Origin of the sequence: Paracoccus sp. (in: a-proteobacteria) (genome assembly GCF_030538755.1) — a bacterium.
Lineage (GTDB): Bacteria > Pseudomonadota > Alphaproteobacteria > Rhodobacterales > Rhodobacteraceae > Paracoccus.
In genome coordinates this window covers 18607-35032 of sequence record NZ_JAUNTJ010000011.1, presented here as the reverse complement: position 1 = coordinate 35032, position 16426 = coordinate 18607, and the positions used below count along the sequence as shown (strand labels likewise).

General features: G+C 65.4%; 17 protein-coding genes. 9 read left to right on the top strand and 8 right to left on the bottom strand.

Annotation, left to right across the window (positions count from 1 at the left end):
• Window positions 1-120 precede the first annotated feature (120 nt).
• Entirely contained in the window at window positions 121-423 is a 303-nt protein-coding gene (locus Q4G14_RS08535; RefSeq protein WP_303361314.1) for a chorismate mutase, read from the top strand.
• The gene (folD, locus tag Q4G14_RS08530; RefSeq protein WP_303361313.1) at window positions 420-1295 is read left to right on the top strand and encodes a bifunctional methylenetetrahydrofolate dehydrogenase/methenyltetrahydrofolate cyclohydrolase FolD; all 876 of its coding nucleotides are present in this window, start codon (window positions 420-422) and stop codon (window positions 1293-1295) included. The genes Q4G14_RS08535 and folD overlap by 4 nt, the downstream gene beginning before the upstream one ends.
• Window positions 1296-1425: 130 nt before the next feature.
• Here folD and Q4G14_RS08525 read toward each other — a convergent pair whose 3' ends face one another.
• From Q4G14_RS08525 to ruvC, 6 genes are all read right to left on the bottom strand, one after another.
• Window positions 1426-1854, bottom strand: coding sequence for a PaaI family thioesterase (locus Q4G14_RS08525; RefSeq protein WP_303361312.1), 429 nt, complete (start codon window positions 1852-1854; stop codon window positions 1426-1428).
• Window positions 1851-3446: a hypothetical protein gene (locus tag Q4G14_RS08520; RefSeq protein WP_303361311.1), complete on the bottom strand. Its 1596-nt coding sequence runs from the start codon at window positions 3444-3446 to the stop codon at window positions 1851-1853. The genes Q4G14_RS08525 and Q4G14_RS08520 overlap by 4 nt, the downstream gene beginning before the upstream one ends.
• On the bottom strand, window positions 3446-4477 hold the full coding sequence (ruvB, locus tag Q4G14_RS08515; protein WP_303361310.1) for a Holliday junction branch migration DNA helicase RuvB: 1032 nt from the start codon (window positions 4475-4477) through the stop codon (window positions 3446-3448). The genes Q4G14_RS08520 and ruvB overlap by 1 nt, the downstream gene beginning before the upstream one ends.
• Window positions 4474-5304 (bottom strand): M48 family metalloprotease, encoded by an 831-nt coding sequence (locus Q4G14_RS08510; protein WP_303361309.1) that lies wholly within the window; start codon window positions 5302-5304, stop codon window positions 4474-4476. Before Q4G14_RS08510 ends, ruvB begins: the two co-directional genes overlap by 4 nt.
• Window positions 5305-5368: 64 nt before the next feature.
• Window positions 5369-6055, bottom strand: a complete 687-nt coding sequence (gene ruvA, locus Q4G14_RS08505; RefSeq protein ID WP_303361308.1) for a Holliday junction branch migration protein RuvA — start codon at window positions 6053-6055, stop codon at window positions 5369-5371.
• Window positions 6052-6546, bottom strand: a complete 495-nt coding sequence (gene ruvC, locus Q4G14_RS08500) for a crossover junction endodeoxyribonuclease RuvC (protein WP_303361371.1) — start codon at window positions 6544-6546, stop codon at window positions 6052-6054. Before ruvC ends, ruvA begins: the two co-directional genes overlap by 4 nt.
• Before the next feature lie 131 nt (window positions 6547-6677).
• On the opposite strand from ruvC, the gene Q4G14_RS08495 reads away from it, so the two are divergent.
• Genes Q4G14_RS08495 through Q4G14_RS08470 form a run of 6 tightly spaced genes read left to right on the top strand, consistent with a single transcriptional unit; the run spans window position 6678 to window position 12714 of the window.
• Window positions 6678-9533: a monovalent cation/H+ antiporter subunit A gene (locus tag Q4G14_RS08495; RefSeq protein ID WP_303361307.1), complete on the top strand. Its 2856-nt coding sequence runs from the start codon at window positions 6678-6680 to the stop codon at window positions 9531-9533.
• On the top strand, window positions 9533-9922 hold the full coding sequence (locus Q4G14_RS08490; protein WP_303361306.1) for a Na+/H+ antiporter subunit C: 390 nt from the start codon (window positions 9533-9535) through the stop codon (window positions 9920-9922). Before Q4G14_RS08495 ends, Q4G14_RS08490 begins: the two co-directional genes overlap by 1 nt.
• Complete coding sequence (locus tag Q4G14_RS08485) at window positions 9919-11517, top strand: monovalent cation/H+ antiporter subunit D (RefSeq protein WP_303361305.1); 1599 nt, start codon at window positions 9919-9921, stop codon at window positions 11515-11517. The genes Q4G14_RS08490 and Q4G14_RS08485 overlap by 4 nt, the downstream gene beginning before the upstream one ends.
• Window positions 11517-12008, top strand: a complete 492-nt coding sequence (locus tag Q4G14_RS08480; protein WP_303361304.1) for a Na+/H+ antiporter subunit E — start codon at window positions 11517-11519, stop codon at window positions 12006-12008. Before Q4G14_RS08485 ends, Q4G14_RS08480 begins: the two co-directional genes overlap by 1 nt.
• Window positions 12005-12274, top strand: coding sequence for a K+/H+ antiporter subunit F (locus tag Q4G14_RS08475; RefSeq protein ID WP_303361303.1), 270 nt, complete (start codon window positions 12005-12007; stop codon window positions 12272-12274). The genes Q4G14_RS08480 and Q4G14_RS08475 overlap by 4 nt, the downstream gene beginning before the upstream one ends.
• Window positions 12275-12285: 11 nt before the next feature.
• Window positions 12286-12714 (top strand): Na+/H+ antiporter subunit G, encoded by a 429-nt coding sequence (locus Q4G14_RS08470; RefSeq protein WP_303361302.1) that lies wholly within the window; start codon window positions 12286-12288, stop codon window positions 12712-12714.
• 15 nt (window positions 12715-12729) lie between these two features.
• Here the strand turns inward: Q4G14_RS08470 and Q4G14_RS08465 are convergent, their stop codons facing one another.
• Both Q4G14_RS08465 and Q4G14_RS08460 read right to left on the bottom strand, forming a co-directional pair.
• Window positions 12730-14091, bottom strand: a complete 1362-nt coding sequence (locus Q4G14_RS08465) for a deoxyribodipyrimidine photo-lyase (protein WP_303361370.1) — start codon at window positions 14089-14091, stop codon at window positions 12730-12732.
• The gene (locus Q4G14_RS08460; protein WP_303361301.1) at window positions 14088-15539 is read right to left on the bottom strand and encodes an aldehyde dehydrogenase family protein; all 1452 of its coding nucleotides are present in this window, start codon (window positions 15537-15539) and stop codon (window positions 14088-14090) included. The genes Q4G14_RS08465 and Q4G14_RS08460 overlap by 4 nt, the downstream gene beginning before the upstream one ends.
• Window positions 15540-15715: 176 nt before the next feature.
• Here Q4G14_RS08460 and Q4G14_RS08455 point away from each other — a divergent pair, with 176 nt between their 5' ends.
• Window positions 15716-16372, top strand: coding sequence for a peroxiredoxin (locus Q4G14_RS08455; RefSeq protein ID WP_303361300.1), 657 nt, complete (start codon window positions 15716-15718; stop codon window positions 16370-16372).
• The last annotated feature ends 54 nt before the right edge of the window (window positions 16373-16426 follow it).

Below are 16426 nucleotides of genomic sequence, written 5' to 3'. Positions count from 1 at the left end.
AGGCAGCGATATTCGGACGAACCGGCCCCGTCATGGCGCGCAACAGGGGGACCGCGCCCCATTCAAAGCCAAAACCCCGCCGGGCTTGCGCCCGCGCCGCGCAGGGTGCATTCCCCTGATATGGAAAACCCGTCTGACCTGCCCGATATGCCCGCCCTGCGCGCTGCCATCGACACGCTGGATACAGACCTGATCGCGCTGCTGGGGCGGCGGGCGGCGCTGATCGACCGCGCGGCGCAGATCAAGATGCGCGACGGCCTGCCCGCCCGCATCGACGCCCGCGTGGAACAGGTGGTCGCAAATGCGCGCCGTCATGCCGCTGATGCCGGGCTGGACCCCGACCTGATCGAACATATCTGGCGCCAGTTGATCGAAACCGCCATCGCCCGCGAAGAATCGCTGATGAAAGGGGACCGCCCATGACCGCCACGCTGATCGACGGAAAAGCCTTTGCCGCCCGCCTGCGCAGCCGGATCGCCGACGAGGTGACGGCGCTTAAAGCGCGCGGCATCGCCCCCGGTCTGGCGGTGGTGCTGGTGGGCGAAGACCCGGCCTCGGCGGTTTATGTCCGCTCCAAGGGCAAGATGACGCGCGAGGTGGGGATGAATTCCTATGAACACCGCCTGCCCGCCGACACCGCCCAGGACGATCTGCTGGCGCTGATCGACCAGTTGAACAACGATCCGGCGGTGAACGGCATTCTGGTGCAACTGCCGCTGCCCCGGCATATGGACGAATCGGCGGTTATCAATGCCATCGCGCCCGAAAAGGACGTGGACGGGTTCCACATCCTGAACGTCGGGCGGCTGGCGACCGGGCAAAAGGCGATGGTGCCCTGCACGCCTCTGGGCTGCCTGATGCTGCTGCGCGATCACCTGGGCGATCTGTCGGGCAAGAACGCGGTGGTGATCGGGCGGTCGAACATCGTCGGCAAGCCGATGGCGCAACTGCTGCTGCGCGACAGCGCCACGGTAACGGTGGCGCATTCGCGCACGCAGGATCTGCCCGGCCTGTGCCGTCAGGCCGATATTCTGGTCGCCGCCGTCGGTCGCCCGAAAATGGTGGCCGCCGACTGGGTTAAGCCCGGCGCGGTGGTGATCGACGTGGGCATCAACCGCACGGATGAGGGGCTGGTCGGCGATGTCGATTTCGACGCGGTGCAGCCGGTGGCGGGCGCGATCACCCCGGTGCCGGGCGGTGTCGGACCGATGACCATCGCCTGCCTGCTGGCCAACACGCTGACGGCGACGGCGCGCGCAAACGGCCTGCCCGACCCGCAGGGTCTGACACCCTAAGCGATTAACCGCTTTTTAATCCGAATCAGTTAGTCAGGGATCAACCGGGCAAGACGCTCGCCCGGAAACGGCTTCGCGCCCTGCCCTGTTTCCCCTCATGTAGGGCGGGGCGCGATCAGCCTGCCTTGGGTCAGCCCGCCGCATCCGGCGTGACCGGGATCATCGTCCCTTGCAGCATGGCCACATGTTTGCGCCCCTTGGGCGTTTCGGCCCAGACATCGGACGCCACCACCACCAGCCGCCGCCCGGCGCGGATCACCCGGCCTTCTGCCACCAGACGATCGCCGACAGCGGGCGACATCAGGTTGATCTTGATTTCCGCCGTCATCACCTCGGCCCCCTCGGGCAAGGTCGTCAGCGCGGCATAGCCCGCCGCCGAATCGCCGATGCCAAAGGTCAGCGCCGCATGCCCGGCCCCGTGCTGTTGCAGCGACCCCGGCAAGATCGGTGCCGAAATCACCACCCGCCCCGGTTCGGCGGATTCCAACTGCGCCCCAAAGGTCGCCATCATGGTCTGGCGGTCGAAACTGGCACGAATGCGCGTGGTCAGGTTGGTCATTTGCTGTTATCCGATTTGACAAGGCCCGAAAAACCCGCGACGGCCAACAGCGTCAGCCCCCAGCCCGACATGATGTGCAGCCACAGATACAGCCGCGCCCACCCGCCAAACGGCTTGCGGTCATCTGGTATCCAATAGCTTTGCATTTCCAGTGACACAATGGGCAACAGCGTATCGGCGGAATAGACCAGCGCATCGAAGCGCGGATAGGATGCCGCCTCGGGCTGAGACAGGAAACAGGCCATTTGCGTCTGCCCCGTCAGCGCACGCCCCTGCACCGGCGGGTTCCCGCGTGACTGCCCCTGCGGGATCGCGCAGCCAACCCATTCGGGGGCCCGCTGAATTTGCGGCAGATTGGGCTTGATCTGACCGGCAAGCGCGGAAATCGCAAAGATATTCGCCCCGATCAGCAGCAGAAACAATAACGGCACCGCCGCCTGCAAAGGCTTGCGCCCATAAGCAACCGTATATTTCAGCAACCCGTCGGCCACGGCATAGCCAAGGCTTTGCAAATAGGGCGCAAAGTGAAAACGCCCCCCAGCCCGATATGCCCGACGCAAACGCTGTTGCCGCACGGCGCGTTGCAACCGTTCCTTTTCGATCAGAACATCGCGCGCATCCGCCCCATGGCCCGCCTCGCGCAAGACACGGGCGCATTCCTCATAGGGCTGCGGCCAGAACTCGGTATCATATGCCTGCGGCGTCATTCTTGACAGCCAGTCGATACGTTCCGCCGCGCTGACCCCTTTGCCAACAAAGGCCCCGTATTGGCAGCGATTCAGGCGAATTTCGGTGGGCCAGCAGGCCGGATCGTCACAGATCGTGCCGATGGTGGCGGTCTCCAGGTTCAGGGTGCCCACGCTTTTGGCGTTGTTGCGCCAGAACCAAGCACCATCAATCCGCGCCCCCTGAAGGTCCAGCGCATCACCCCTCGCATTCAGCGTGGCACCGCCGCAATCCAGATCGCCACCCAGCTTTGCCCCCAGCAGACGGATTTTGCCCGCAGACGTGATCCCGCGCAGGAAAACGCTACCCTTTGCCTCTAGCATGTCGGCAGACAACGCATTATCCGTCGCATTCAGCGTGGCACCGTCGCAATCCAGATCGCCACCCAGCTTTGCCCCCAGCAGACGGATTTCGCCCTCAGACGTGATCCTGCGCAGGAAAACGCTGCCCTTTGCCTCCAGCCGGTCGGCAGACAGGGTGCCAAGCAGATGTGAGCCGGTCAGGTTAAGGTTCACAACCGTTGCGCTGCGCAAAATCAGCGGGTCGGGGATACAGCAATGTGCCAACCCCAGATCATGGGCCAGTGTCGCGCCCTCCAGATCCAGCCCCATGGTTTCAGCGTCCTCCGGCCCGTCACCAAGGATAAAGGCCCCCCGCACCCGCAGCCCCTTTTCCGGCAGTAGCACGTCAGTGATCTGTTTCAGCACCAGTGCCCGGATCAGGCTGGCGCGGATGTGCAGATCAGGCGGCGCGTCGGTGGGCGGGGTCTGATCGCTGATCTGGCAGATCCCTACGCCACCGCCGCGCAGGTGCTGGATCAGTTTGCTTTCCGCATCAGTCAGCGCACCAAAATCGTCAAGTTTCATCACCCATCCCCGAACAAGCCCACCTGCCCCGGTTGCGGGGCCTCTAGCCCCAGGTGCCGCCATGCGCCTGCGGTCAGCATTCGGCCGCGGGGGGTGCGGGCGATCAGGCCCTGTTGCAGCAGATAGGGTTCGATCACTTCCTCGATGGCGTCGCGGCTTTCGGACAGGGCGGCGGACAGGGTTTCCACGCCCACCGGCCCGCCGCCATAGTGCTGCGCGATCAGCGTCAGATAGCGGCGGTCGGCGGCGTCGAGGCCACGGTGATCGACGCCCAGCCGGGTCAGCGCGCTGTCGGCGATGTCGCGGGTCAGGCGGCCATCGCCCTCGACCAGCGCAAAGTCGATCACCCGGCGCAGCAACCGCCCGGCGATCCGCGGCGTGCCGCGCGCGCGGGTGGCGATTTCGCGGGTGCCGGATGCGTCGGCCTTGATGCCGCGCTTGGCCGCGCCGCGCTGAACGATCAGGTCCAGTTCATCGACGCTGTAAAACTCGAGCCGCGTCGGAATCCCGAAACGGTCGCGCAGCGGTGTGGTCAGCAGGCCCAGACGGGTGGTCGCGCCGACCAGTGTAAAGGGCTGCAACTCGATGCGGACGGTGCGCGCGGCGGGGCCTTCGCCGATGACCAGATCCAGTTCGAAATCCTCCATCGCGGGGTAAAGCACCTCCTCTACCGCGGGGTTCATGCGGTGGATTTCGTCGATGAACAGTACGTCGCGCGATTCCAGATTGGTCAGGATCGCCGCCAGATCGCCAGCCCGCGCCAGCACCGGACCCGAGGTCATGCGGAAATTCACCCCCAGTTCCCGCGCCATGATCTGCGCCAGCGTGGTTTTGCCCAGACCCGGCGGGCCAAAGAACAGCGTGTGATCCATCGCCTGCCCGCGCATCCGGGCGCTGTTGATGAACACGCGCAGGTTGGCCCGCGCCTCGGCCTGACCGATGAAATCGGTCAGCGCCTGCGGGCGCAGGGCGCGGTCTTCGGGTTCGCCCTCGATCCGTTCGGGGCGCAGCGTGGGGTCGGGCTGGGTCATGCGCGCATGGCCATCAGGCGGTTGATGCGTTCCTCGGTCGGCGGGTGGGTGGAAAACAGCGCATCCATCCGCAGCGCGTGCAGCGGGTTGATGATGAACATCGCCGCCGAAGCCGGGTTCTTTTCCGCCGGGATATTGACCGTGCGCCCCGCCATCTGCGCGATCCGCGCCAGTGCCGAGGCCAGAGCCTGCGGCTGCCCGGTGATTTCTGCGGCCAGCCGGTCGGCCTCGTATTCGCGGGCGCGGCTGATGGCCATCTGCACCAGACCGGCGGCCAGCGGTGCAAGGATCATCGCCAGAATGCCGCCCAAGGCACCGCCGCGATTGTCGCGCCCGCCGGTGAACATCATCATGTTGCCCAGCATCGCAATCGCCCCGGCCATGGTGGCGGTGACGGTCATCATCAGCGTGTCGCGGTGGCGGATATGGGCCAGCTCATGCGCGATCACGCCGGCCAGTTCGTCGCGGCTCATCGCCGCGACCAGCCCGCGCGTGACGGCGACGGCGGCGTTTTGCGGATCGCGGCCGGTGGCAAAGGCGTTGGGCTGATCGGTTTCCAGCAGATACAGCCTGGGCATCGGCAGGCCCGCGCGCTGCGCCAGTGCGGCGGTCAGATCGAACAGATCGGGGGCATTGGCGCGGCTGAGTTCCACCGCGCCCTGCTGGCGCAGCACCATCTTGTCGCTGTTCCACCAGGCCCAGATATTCCCCGCCCCGGCGACCATCAGCGCAAGAATGGCGCCCTGACTGCCACCGGCCATCGCGCCAAGGCCCATCAGCAGCGCCGTCATCACGGCCATCAGGATAAAGGTGCGTGCATTGCCCATCGGCATCCCTTTCATTTCATGCTGCATGATAAACTGCGGCGTGGCGGCCCCGGTTTCCAGTGCTTTATCCCTTGGGGGCCAGGGCGCGCAGGGCCGCGCGGATCAGGCCGGGGGCCAGGGCGGCGGGATCGGCAGCCTGCGCAGTGGCAACCGCCGAGGCCGCCTCGGACGGGCCATAGCCAAGGTTGGTCAGCGCCGACAGCGCATCTGCGGCGGCACTGGCATCGGCGCGCACGCCCGCAGGTGGCGGCGGCGCGGGGGCCGGGGCGTCGTCGATCACCGCGCCATCCGCCGGATCGGCGGCGGGCACGGCCGCGCCCACCGTCAGGCTGCCGCCAAGGGCGATCACTGCGGGGGCCTTGTCTTTCAGCTCCAGCACGATGCGCTGCGCCAGCTTTGGCCCCACGCCCTGCGCCTTGCGGACCGAGGCCCAATCGCCGATCGCAATCGCCCGGCCCAGACCTTCGGCCCCCAAAGTGCCCAGAACAGCCAGCGAGACCTTGGCCCCGACCCCCTGCACCCCGGTCAGCAGCCGGTGCCATTCCTTTTCATACAGCGTCGGAAAGCCGAACAATTGCAGCAAATCCTCGCGCACAAGCAGGTCGGTATACAGCGCCGTCGCCTGCCCCACCGGCGGCAGGCTGGCCGCCGTGCGTTCGCTGATATGCACGATGTAACCGACGCCGCGCACGTCGATCAGCACATGATCCTGCGCCCGGTGCAGGATCACCCCGGCGATACGCCCGATCATGACGCCACCTTGATGCGCAGGCTGCGGCCTTGCAGGTGGTGGGCGTGGCAGATGGCGATGGCCAGGGCGTCGGCGGCATCCGGCCCCGCCAGAACCACGCCGGGCAGGTGAAAGCGCACCATATGCGCGATCTGATCCTTGGCGGCATGGCCGACGCCGACCACGGTTTTCTTGACGGCGTTCGGGGCATATTCACCCACGCTCAGCCCCGCGCGGGCCGGGGCCAGCAGGGCGATGCCGCGCGCCTGACCCAGTTTCAGCGTGCCCGAGGCATCCTTGTTGACGAAGGTCTGTTCGACCGCCGCCTGATCGGGGCGGTGCGCCGCGATCACGTCGCACAGACCGTCGAACAGCACCACCAGCCGCGCGGCCAGATCATCGCCCGCCGAGCGGATCACGCCGCTGGCGACATGGCGCAGGCGCGGCCCGTCCACGTCGATGATTCCCCAGCCGGTGTTCCGTAAACCCGGATCAATGCCCAGAACCCGCATCACTGCCTCTTTTGTCGTTTCCGCCGCCATAGCACGAAAGGCGAACACCGGCAAAGGCTTTGGGTGATCTGCTTGACTCCGATGCAACGATTCTAAAGAAACACCGGAAATCCCTTAGGAGTGAGCGGCCCATGTCACCCATCCTGATCGCGATCCTGCCCTTTCTTGGCGCCTTGCTGCCGGGGTTGCTGATCCGTTCAGGGCGCGATGTCGCCGCCACCGCCTGCGCCACGGCCACCGGGCTGGCGCTGCTGGGGTTGCTGCTGCACATCCCCGCGATCATGGCCGGGCAGGTCATCACCGCCGGCTTCGACTGGATGCCGCGTATCGGGCTGCGCGCCAGTTTCCGCATCGACGGGCTAAGCCTGCTGTTCGGCATCCTCATTCTGGGGATCGGGCTGCTGATTATCATCTATGCCCGCTATTACCTCAGCCGCCGCGATCCGGTGGGCAAGTTCTACACCTATCTGATGCTGTTTCAGGGCGCGATGGTCGGGATCGTGCTGTCGGATAACATCCTGCTGCTGCTGGTGTTCTGGGAACTGACCTCGCTGTCGTCATTCCTGTTGATCGGTTACTGGCGGCACCTGCCCGAAGGCCGTCAGGGCGCGCGCATGGCTCTGGCCGTGACAGGAGCGGGCGGGCTGGCGATGATCGCCGGGATGCTGATCCTGGGCCAGATCGCCGGCAGCTATGAAATCAGCGACATCCTGGCCGCGCGCGAGGCGATTCAGGCCAGCGAGTGGTATCTGCCCGCGCTGATCCTGATCCTGCTGGGGGCGTTTACCAAATCGGCGCAGTTCCCGTTCCATTTCTGGCTGCCGCACGCCATGGCCGCGCCGACGCCGGTATCGGCCTATCTGCACTCGGCCACGATGGTAAAGGCGGGGCTGTTCCTGATGGCGCGGCTGTGGCCGGTGCTGGCGGGCACCGATGCGTGGTTCTGGATCGTGGCGCCGGTCGGGCTGATAACCATGGTGCTGGGGGCGGGAATCGCGCTGTTCAAGGACGATCTCAAGGCGCTGCTGGCCTTTTCCACGGTCAGCCACCTTGGCCTGATTACCATGCTGCTGGGCTTTGGCACGGAAACGGCGGCGATGGTGGCGATGTTCCACATCATCAACCATGCCACCTTCAAGGCGGCCCTGTTCATGACCGCCGGAATCGTGGACCATGAAACCGGCACCCGCTCGCTGGCGCGTCTGGGGGGGCTGCGGCGGCTAATGCCGATCACCTTTGTCATCGGCACCATCGCATCGCTGTCGATGGCCGGTTTCCCGCCGCTGAACGGGTTCTATTCCAAGGAACTGATGCTCGAGGCCACCAGCCATGCCGATCACTGGGCATCGGCCTTTATGGTGCTGGCAACCATCGGGGCGCTGTTTTCAGTCGGTTATTCGCTGCGGTTCATCTTTGGCACCTTCGCCGGGGCCGAGCGCCACGATTACCCGCATCATCCGCATGACCCCGGCCCCGGCCTGTGGGGGCCGCCCGCGCTGTTGGTGGTGCTGGTGGTGCTGATCGGGCTGGTGCCCAATGCGATGGCGCTGTGGCTGGTCAAGGCCAGCACGCTGGCCGTGACCGGGCAGCCGTTCACCGGCTATTTCGCGCTGTGGCACGGCTGGTCGCCCGCGCTGATGATGTCGATCATCGCCATCGGCGGCGGTGCGATCCTGCTGCGGCTGCATCGCCCGCTGCTGGCCGCGTGGGATGCCGCCCCCCGCCCCGAGGCCAAGGCGATGTTCGATGCGCTGGTGCTGGCCCTGGTGCGGCTGGCGCGCAGGATCACCGACGGGCTGACCAACGGCTCGATGGCGCGGGCCATCGCGCTGCTGGTGGTGGCGGCACTGGCCGCTGGCTGGCTGGCCTGGAGCACCTCGGTCAATGCAGCGCCTGTGCGGCCGCTGCTGCCGGTGCCGCCGGTGGTGCTGGCCGGGTGGTTCATGCTGATCGTCAGCAGCTTTGCCATGGTCGTCTATCACCGCAACCGCCTGCTGGCGCTGGTGCTGATGGCGATTGTCGGGCTGATGGTCTCGGTCGGGTTCGCCTATCTGTCGGCCCCCGACCTTGCGCTGACGCAGATCTCGGTCGAGGTGGTGACGGTGATCCTGCTGCTGCTGGCGCTGAATTTTCTGCCCAAGGCCACGCCGGTGGAATCCAGCGCGGGCAAGCGGCGGCTGGATGGCGCGCTGGCGGTATTGGCCGGGCTGGGTTTTGGCGGGCTGGCCTATGCCATGCTGCGCAGCGATTTCGCGTTCGAAACCATCTCGGGCTATATGCTGGACAACAGCTATACCGGCGGCGGCGGCACCAATGTGGTGAACGTGATCCTGGTGGATTTCCGCGGCTATGATACCTTCGGCGAAATCACGGTGCTGAGCATCGCCGCCCTTGCCATCTTTGCGCTGACCGAAACGCTGATGCAGGGCAAGTCCGCGCAAAAGCTGCGCCAGTGGGTGCCCGACATGGCCCGCGCGGGCGACCGGCATCCGATGATGCTGGTGGTGGCGACGCGGGTGATCCTGCCGATTTCGCTGGTCGTCGGCGTCTATATCTTTATGCGCGGGCACAACCAGCCGGGCGGCGGCTTTATCGCCGGTCTGGTCGTCTCGATCGCGCTGCTGATGCAATACATGGCCTCGGGCTTTGCCTGGGCGCAGGAACGCCAGCGGGTGCCCTATCACGCGCTGATCGGGGCCGGTGTGCTGTCGGCGGGCGTAACCGGCGTCGCGGCATGGTTTGCCGGAATGCCGTTCCTGACCTCGGCCTTTGGCTATTTCGGCATCCCGTTCCTGCCCTTTATCGAACGATTTGAGCTGGCCTCGGCCATGGGCTTTGACCTTGGCGTCTTCCTGTGCGTCGTCGGCGCGGTGATGCTGGCGCTGAATTCGCTCAGCCGTCTGTCGCGGATGTCGGGCGCGCCGGTCAATACCGAACCGATGGACATCGCCCCATCCCGCAACCAGACATCGCAAGGGAGCCGCTGATGGAACTGCTTGTCGCCTCTGCCATCGGCGTTCTGATGGCCTGTGCCATCTATCTGATGCTGCGCCGACGCGCCTTTGCGGTGGTGCTGGGTGCCACCATGCTGACCTATGCGATCAACGCATTTCTGTTCGTGTCCGGGCGTCTGGCGGTAAACCAGCCGCCGATCCTGAACAATTACGCCGAAAACATCAGCTATACCGACCCGCTGCCGCAGGCGCTGGTGCTGACGGCCATCGTGATCGCCTTTGGCATGACCGCCGTGGTGGTGATGATGGCCCTTGGCGCCTTTATCGAGGGCGGCGACGACCATATCGACATGCCCGACGATGACCGCCTGATGCCGCCGCTGAAAACCGCCAGGACCAAGCCCGAGGACGAAACCGCATGAGCCATCTGCTGATCGCCCCGGTTCTGCTGCCTGCCTTCGTGGGGGCGCTTATCATTCTGTGGATGCGCCACGATCTGGTGCTGCAACGTGTGTTCAGCGTTCTGGGCACCTCGCTGCTGCTGGGGCTGGCGCTGTATCTGAACCTGCTGACGGCGGATGGCACCGTCCATGTGTATCGCCTTGGCAACTGGTCCGCGCCCTTTGGCATCGTGCTGATGCTGGACCGGCTGTCCACCATGATGCTGCTGCTGACCACCGTGCTGGCGCTGTCGGTGCAGCTTTACGCCATCGGTTCCGGCTGGGATCGCAAGGGCTGGCACTTTCACGCGCTGTGGCAGTTTCAGCTGATGGGCGTCTGCGGCGCGTTCCTGACCGGCGACGCCTTTAACCTGTTCGTGTTCTTTGAGGTGCTGCTGATCGCCAGCTATGGCCTGATGACCCATGGCGGCGGCGCGATGCGGCTGCGCGCGGGGGTGCAATACGTCACCTATAACATCGTCGGGTCGTCGCTGTTTCTCGCGGCACTGGGGCTGCTTTATGCCTCGACCGGGACGCTGAACATGGTCGATATGGCGCAGCGCGTGGCGGAAATGCCGGTGGGCGACACCGCCCTGCTGCGCGTGGGTGCGGTGATCCTGCTGATGGTCTTTGCCATCAAGGCGGCGGTGGTGCCGCTGCATTTCTGGCTGCCCGCGACCTATGCCAATGCGCCCGGCCCGGTGGCGGCGCTGTTCGCCATCATGTCCAAGGTCGGCATCTATGCGATCATCCGCTTTTTCACGCTGGTCTTTCCGCAAGACAGCGTGATCGAGACCCTGGCCACCGACCTGATCCTGCCTGCCGCACTGATTACGCTGGCCCTTGGCCAGATCGGCGTCGTCGGCACGCAAAGCCTGTCGCGGCTGGCGGCCTTTGCGGCCATCGGCTCTGTCGGGATGCTGCTGATCCCGATCGCGCGGTTCACACCGCCCGGCGTGGGCGCGGGCCTGTATTACATGATCCATTCGACACTGGCCGCCGCTGCCCTGTTCCTGATCGCCGATCTGGTCATTGCACGGCGCGGCGGCGATGGCTGGCTGCGGGTGCGCCCGGCGATCATCAACAGCGGCCTGATCTCGGCGCTGTTCTTTGCCACCGCCATCGCGGTTGCGGGTCTGCCGCCGCTGTCGGGCTTTCTGGGCAAGCTGATGGTGCTGGAGGTGACGGCCCGCGATCCGTGGATGGTCTGGATCTGGTCGGTGGTGCTGGTCACGTCGCTGCTGGCGATCATCGGCTTTGCCCGCGCCGGATCGGTGCTGTTCTGGAAGGCCGAGGCGCTGTCGCCCGACCCCGGCAATGACAGCGACGAAGGCCCCCGCCCGCCGCGCGGCCCGGTTCCGGTGCGGCTGGAAACCGATGAACCCGTGCAGGACGTGGGCGATTCCGCCGCGCCCGCACTGGCCTTTGTCTCGGTCGGGCTGCTGCTGGCGGGTCTGGCGGCGCTGACGCTGCTGGGTGGGCCGGTCAGCGATTACCTGCAAACCACCGCCGATCAACTGTTCGACCTGCCCGCCTATGTCGATGCGGTGCTGACCAATCAGGAGGGCACGAAATAATGATGCGGCGCCTGTTCCCCCACCCGATGCTAAGCCTGCTGCTGATCGTGGTCTGGATGCTGCTGGTGAACCGCTTTGCCTGGGGATCGCTGGTCTTTGCGACCATCCTTGGCATCGTGATCCCGGCGATGACCGCGCCTTACTGGCCCGACCGCCCCCGCATGCGCGGGATCGGCAACGTCATCTCTTACGCTCTGCTGGTGATCTGGGACATTATCGTGGCCAATATTCAGGTGGCCAAGATCATCCTGTTCAAACCCAACAGCGCGCTGCGCCCCGCCTGGATTTCGGTGCCGCTGGATCTGACCACGCCCGAAGCGATCACCGTGCTGGCGGGCACCGTCACCCTGACCCCGGGCACCGTCAGTTCCGACCTGTCCGAGGACGGCCGCTATCTGCTGGTCCACTGCCTGCACGCGCCCGACCCGGATTCGGTGCGCGACGACATCAAAGCCCGCTATGAAACGCGCCTGAAGGAGATTTTCGAATGATCCAATATGCGCTGATGTTCGCCTTTGGCTGTTTCGGACTGGCGCAACTGCTGTGCCTGTATCGCGTGGTCTTTGCCCCCGGCGTGGGCGACCGGGTGCTGGCGTTGGACACGATGGCAATCAACATGATCGCGCTGATTTCGCTGTTCGGCATTCTGCACGGCACCACCATGTATTTCGAGGTGTCGCTGCTGTTCGCGATGGTGGGCTTTGTGTCCTCGGTCGCCTATGCGAAATTCCTGCTGCGCGGCGATGTAATCGAATAAGGGGCAGACAGATGGCATTTATTGCGGAAATCCTTATCTCGGCCCTGCTGGTGATTGCCGGCCTGTTCGGGCTGATCGGGGCCATCGGTCTGGTCAAGCTGCCCGACCCGATGACCCGGCTGCACGGCCCGACCAAGGCGGCGACGCTGGGGGTTGGCGGAGTGCTGATCGCCTCGTTTCTGTGGTTTGCGGTCTTTGGCGATCATGTCAGCGTGCATGAGCTGCTGATTACCCTGTTCATCTTTCTGACCGCGCCGATCACCGGCATGATGATCGCCAAGGCGCATATCCATCACATATGGCGTCAGGAAGACCTGCCCCCGCCCGGTAATGGCGAGGTCTGGGCCAATTTCGGCGATTCCGACAAACAGGGCGCGGTCGAACAGGCAATGCCGGAAAAACGCGCCGCGGTGCGCGCGGGCGACGAAAGCGCGCATTAAGGCAGCCGCTTCCGCCTAACCCGGCACCTGCCGCGCCGCCTCATAGGCGGCCAGTGCCCGTGCCCGGCCTTGGGCCAAGCCGATCACCGGCGCGGGGCGGGCAGACGGTATATCCCACGACAGCGGGATCGCGGCGCGGAACCGCGCATCCCCCGGCCCGCTTAGCCAATAGCGGCAATAATCGCCGCGCGGATCGAATTTCGCCGCCTGCGTGTCGGGGTTGAAGATGCGGAAATAGGGCGCGGCATCCGGCCCGCTGCCCGCCACCCATTGCCAGTTCATCGCATTGCTGGCCGGGTCCCAGTCGGTCAGCGTATCGGCAAACCAGTCAAGGCCGATGCGCCAATGCGTCAGCAAGTGTTTCGTCAGGAAACTGGCGGCGATCATCCGCACGCGGTTGTGCATCCGCCCGGTGGCATAAACTTCGCGCATCCCGGCGTCCACGATGTCGATGCCGGTCAGCCCGCGCCGCCAAGACCCGGCATCGGGGTTATCGTCGCGCCATGGGAAACTGTCCCATTCCGCCCGCCACGCCTGCCGGTCCATCGCCGGGCTGTGGAAATACAGATCGCGGGCGAAATCGCGCCATGCCAGTTCAGACAGAAACGTCTCGGCCCCCGGCGCGCCCTCGGCCCGCGCGGCCGTTGCGGCGTGCCAGATGTGCCGGGCGGAAATCTCGCCCACGGCCAGCGCATCCGACAGGCCGCTGGTGCCGGGGTGGGCGGGCAGGTTGCGGGCGTCGGTGTAATCCTGAACCGGACCGTCCAGAAACTCGGCCAGCCTGGCAAGGGCGGCAGCTTGGCCCGCCCGCGTTTCCCGCGCCACAATCGCAGCACCCCGGCGCATGGCGGTGCCAAGCTGCCAATCGTCAGACGCAGGCCAGGCTGCGGGCGCGGTGATCCGGGGCACCGGCATAGGCGCGGCAATGTCACGCCCGCGCAGATTGCGCCAGAACGGAGTGAATTTCTGATAAGCCCCACCCGCGCCGGTCTTGACCGAACCGGGGGCCAACAGCCAGTTGCCGGGGTGGATGTGCAGCGCCTCGCCCAAAGCCACCCGCACTGCTGCTGCGCTGAAAAACGGGCGTGGGCTGTTCAGATGCACCGCCTGCGCGCCGGTCTGCGCCATCAGCGCCGCCAGAACCGTGGCAGCATCGCCGCGCCGCACGATCAGCCGCGACCCGCGCGCCGCCAGATTATCGGCCAGCGCGCGCATCGCCTGCCCCAGCCGCCACGCCGGTGCCGCGCCCAAGGCATCTTCGGGCGTGTCCAGCACCATAAGCGGCAGCACCGGCCCGCTGGCCGCTGCCGCCACCAGCGCCGGGTTATCGGTCAGCCGCAGATCGCGGCCGACCCACCAGATGACCGGCGCGCTCAGGCGTCGCTGTCCCAGCCGCTGATTTCCCTGGAGTCCATGAACTCCTCCAGCCCCATGACGCCGCCTTCGCGGGCGCGGCCCGATTTGCCGACGCCGCCAAAGGCCGATCCTGCGCCGCGCGACACGCCGTTCATCTCGACCATCCCCGACCGCAATTGCCGCGCCAGCCGGTTACGCCGCGCACCGTCCTGAGACTGAACATAGTTGGTCAGCCCGTAAACCGTGTCATTGGCGATGGCGATGGCCTCTTCCTCGGTATCAAAGGGGATGATCGACAGCACCGGGCCAAAGATTTCCTGCCGCGCGATGGTCATGTCATTGTTCACATCGGCAAAGACCGTCGGGCGCACGAAATAGCCGCGGTTCACCCCCTCGGGCAGACCGGGGCCACCGGCGACCAGACGCGCGCCTTCGTCGATGCCCTTTTGGATCAGGCCCTGAATCTGATCCCACTGGCGCTTGCTGACCACGGGACCGATATGATTGCCCGGCTGATGCGCGGTGGCGACCGCCGTTTCATTGGCCACCTGCGCCGCCGTTTCCACCGCCTTGTCATAGACCTGACGCTGAACCAGCATCCGCGTGGGCGCGTTGCACGACTGGCCGCTGTTATAGAAACAATGCCGCGCCCCGCGCACCACCGCCTTGTCGTCGGCATCGGCAAAGATCAGGTTCGCCCCCTTGCCGCCCAGTTCCAGCGCCACCTTTTTCAGCCCCTCGGCGGCGGCCTTGCTGATGGCGATGCCCGCGCGGGTCGATCCGGTAAAAGAGATCATCTCGACATCGGGATGCACGGTCAGTTGCGTGCCCACCCCTTCGCCATCGCCATTGACCATGTTGAACACACCCGGCGGCAGGCCCGCCTCGTCAACGATCTCGGCAAAGACGATGCTGGACAGCGGCGCGATTTCCGACGGTTTCAGGATGCAGGTATCCCCCGCCAGCAGCGCCGGAATAACCTTGAGCGTGACCTGATTCATCGGCCAGTTCCACGGCGTAATCAGCGCCACCACGCCCACGGGTTCCCACGCGGTCATGCTGGTGGGGGCGTGATCGCCCAAGGGGCGGATGAACTTGAAATCCTTGAACGCCTTGATGAAATTCCCGATGTGATAGCTGCCGGCATCAACCTGATCGCCCAGCGACATATCCTGCGGCGCGCCCATTTCATGGGTGATCGCGGCGGCCATGTCGCTGGCGCGGCGGTTATAGATTTCAAGGATCTTTTCCACATAGGCCAGCCGTTCCGCAGGCGCGGTTGCCGACCATGCCGGGAATGCCGCCTTGGCCGCAGCCACCGCCCGGTCGGTATCGGCCTGATCGCCAAGGCTGATGACGGCGACGGCTTCTTCGGTGGACGGGTCGATCACCTCAAGGTCGTTCGGCTGCGCCGGGTCCACCCATTCGCCGTTGATATAGAACTTCCGCTTGTCGGCAAGATCGGCCATGTCGCGTCTCCCTTGAGGTTGTTTGCATCAAGGTGGCACCCGCGATTGCCGTCTGCAAGGCCGGATCAATGGGCGATCTGCCCGGTTTGCCGGTCATTCTGCCAGCACGATCACGGGTGGCAATCAGCGCCGGCGACCCTATGCTATGCCCCGACCACCCTTTGCAAGAGGTTCCCATGTCGCTTCGTATCAACGACACCACCCCCGATTTCACCGCCAATTCGACCGAGGGCGAAATCCGCTTTCACGACTGGATCGGCGACAGCTATGCCATCATCTTCAGCCACCCGCGCGACTTTACCCCGGTCTGCACCACCGAATTCGGCGCCGTCGCGCAACTGGCCGCCGAATGGGAAAAGCGGAACACCAAGGTCATCGGCGTGTCGGTGGACAGCGTGGACGACCACCAGAAATGGAAGCGCGACATTTCCGCCTTTGCCAGCGCACCGGCGGATTTCCCGATCATCGACGACACCGATCTGACGGTTTCCAAAGCCTATGACATGCTGCCCGCCGAATTCTATCTGCCGACCGAGGGCCGCACGCCCGCGCATTCAGCCACGGTGCGCACCGTCTATATCATCGGGCCTGACAAAAAGGTGCGGCTGTCGCTGACCTATCCGATGTCGGTGGGGCGCAACTTTGCCGAAATCCTGCGCGCGCTGGACGCGATCCAGAAAACCGACGGCGTGCCGCTGGCCACCCCGGCGAACTGGGTGCCCGGTCAGGATGTGATCGTCGCCCTGTCGCTGGACGACGCCGCAGCCGAGGCCAAATACGGCACGCTGGACAAAAAGCTGCCCTATCTGCGCTTTGCGAAAGACCCGGCGTAACGCACCCGCGCGCCGTCAGCCCTGCGGGCGGCGCGCGATCTGATCCGGGCTGCG

What these genes read in the sequence shown, in the direction of transcription:
- folD (WP_303361313.1), top strand. Translation starts at nt 420, where the DNA reads ATGACCGCCACGCTGATCGACGGAAAAGCCTTTGCCGCCCGCCTGCGC.
- Q4G14_RS08460 (WP_303361301.1), bottom strand. Translation starts at nt 15,539, where the DNA reads ATGGCCGATCTTGCCGACAAGCGGAAGTTCTATATCAACGGCGAATGG.
- Q4G14_RS08485 (WP_303361305.1), top strand. Translation starts at nt 9,919, where the DNA reads ATGAGCCATCTGCTGATCGCCCCGGTTCTGCTGCCTGCCTTCGTGGGG.
- Q4G14_RS08520 (WP_303361311.1), bottom strand. Translation starts at nt 3,446, where the DNA reads ATGAAACTTGACGATTTTGGTGCGCTGACTGATGCGGAAAGCAAACTG.
- Q4G14_RS08470 (WP_303361302.1), top strand. Translation starts at nt 12,286, where the DNA reads ATGGCATTTATTGCGGAAATCCTTATCTCGGCCCTGCTGGTGATTGCC.
- Q4G14_RS08480 (WP_303361304.1), top strand. Translation starts at nt 11,517, where the DNA reads ATGATGCGGCGCCTGTTCCCCCACCCGATGCTAAGCCTGCTGCTGATC.
- Q4G14_RS08535 (WP_303361314.1), top strand. Translation starts at nt 121, where the DNA reads ATGGAAAACCCGTCTGACCTGCCCGATATGCCCGCCCTGCGCGCTGCC.
- Q4G14_RS08455 (WP_303361300.1), top strand. Translation starts at nt 15,716, where the DNA reads ATGTCGCTTCGTATCAACGACACCACCCCCGATTTCACCGCCAATTCG.
- ruvB (WP_303361310.1), bottom strand. Translation starts at nt 4,477, where the DNA reads ATGACCCAGCCCGACCCCACGCTGCGCCCCGAACGGATCGAGGGCGAA.
- Q4G14_RS08495 (WP_303361307.1), top strand. Translation starts at nt 6,678, where the DNA reads ATGTCACCCATCCTGATCGCGATCCTGCCCTTTCTTGGCGCCTTGCTG.
- Q4G14_RS08510 (WP_303361309.1), bottom strand. Translation starts at nt 5,304, where the DNA reads ATGGGCAATGCACGCACCTTTATCCTGATGGCCGTGATGACGGCGCTG.
- Q4G14_RS08525 (WP_303361312.1), bottom strand. Translation starts at nt 1,854, where the DNA reads ATGACCAACCTGACCACGCGCATTCGTGCCAGTTTCGACCGCCAGACC.
- Q4G14_RS08490 (WP_303361306.1), top strand. Translation starts at nt 9,533, where the DNA reads ATGGAACTGCTTGTCGCCTCTGCCATCGGCGTTCTGATGGCCTGTGCC.
- Q4G14_RS08475 (WP_303361303.1), top strand. Translation starts at nt 12,005, where the DNA reads ATGATCCAATATGCGCTGATGTTCGCCTTTGGCTGTTTCGGACTGGCG.
- ruvC (WP_303361371.1), bottom strand. Translation starts at nt 6,546, where the DNA reads ATGCGGGTTCTGGGCATTGATCCGGGTTTACGGAACACCGGCTGGGGA.
- ruvA (WP_303361308.1), bottom strand. Translation starts at nt 6,055, where the DNA reads ATGATCGGGCGTATCGCCGGGGTGATCCTGCACCGGGCGCAGGATCAT.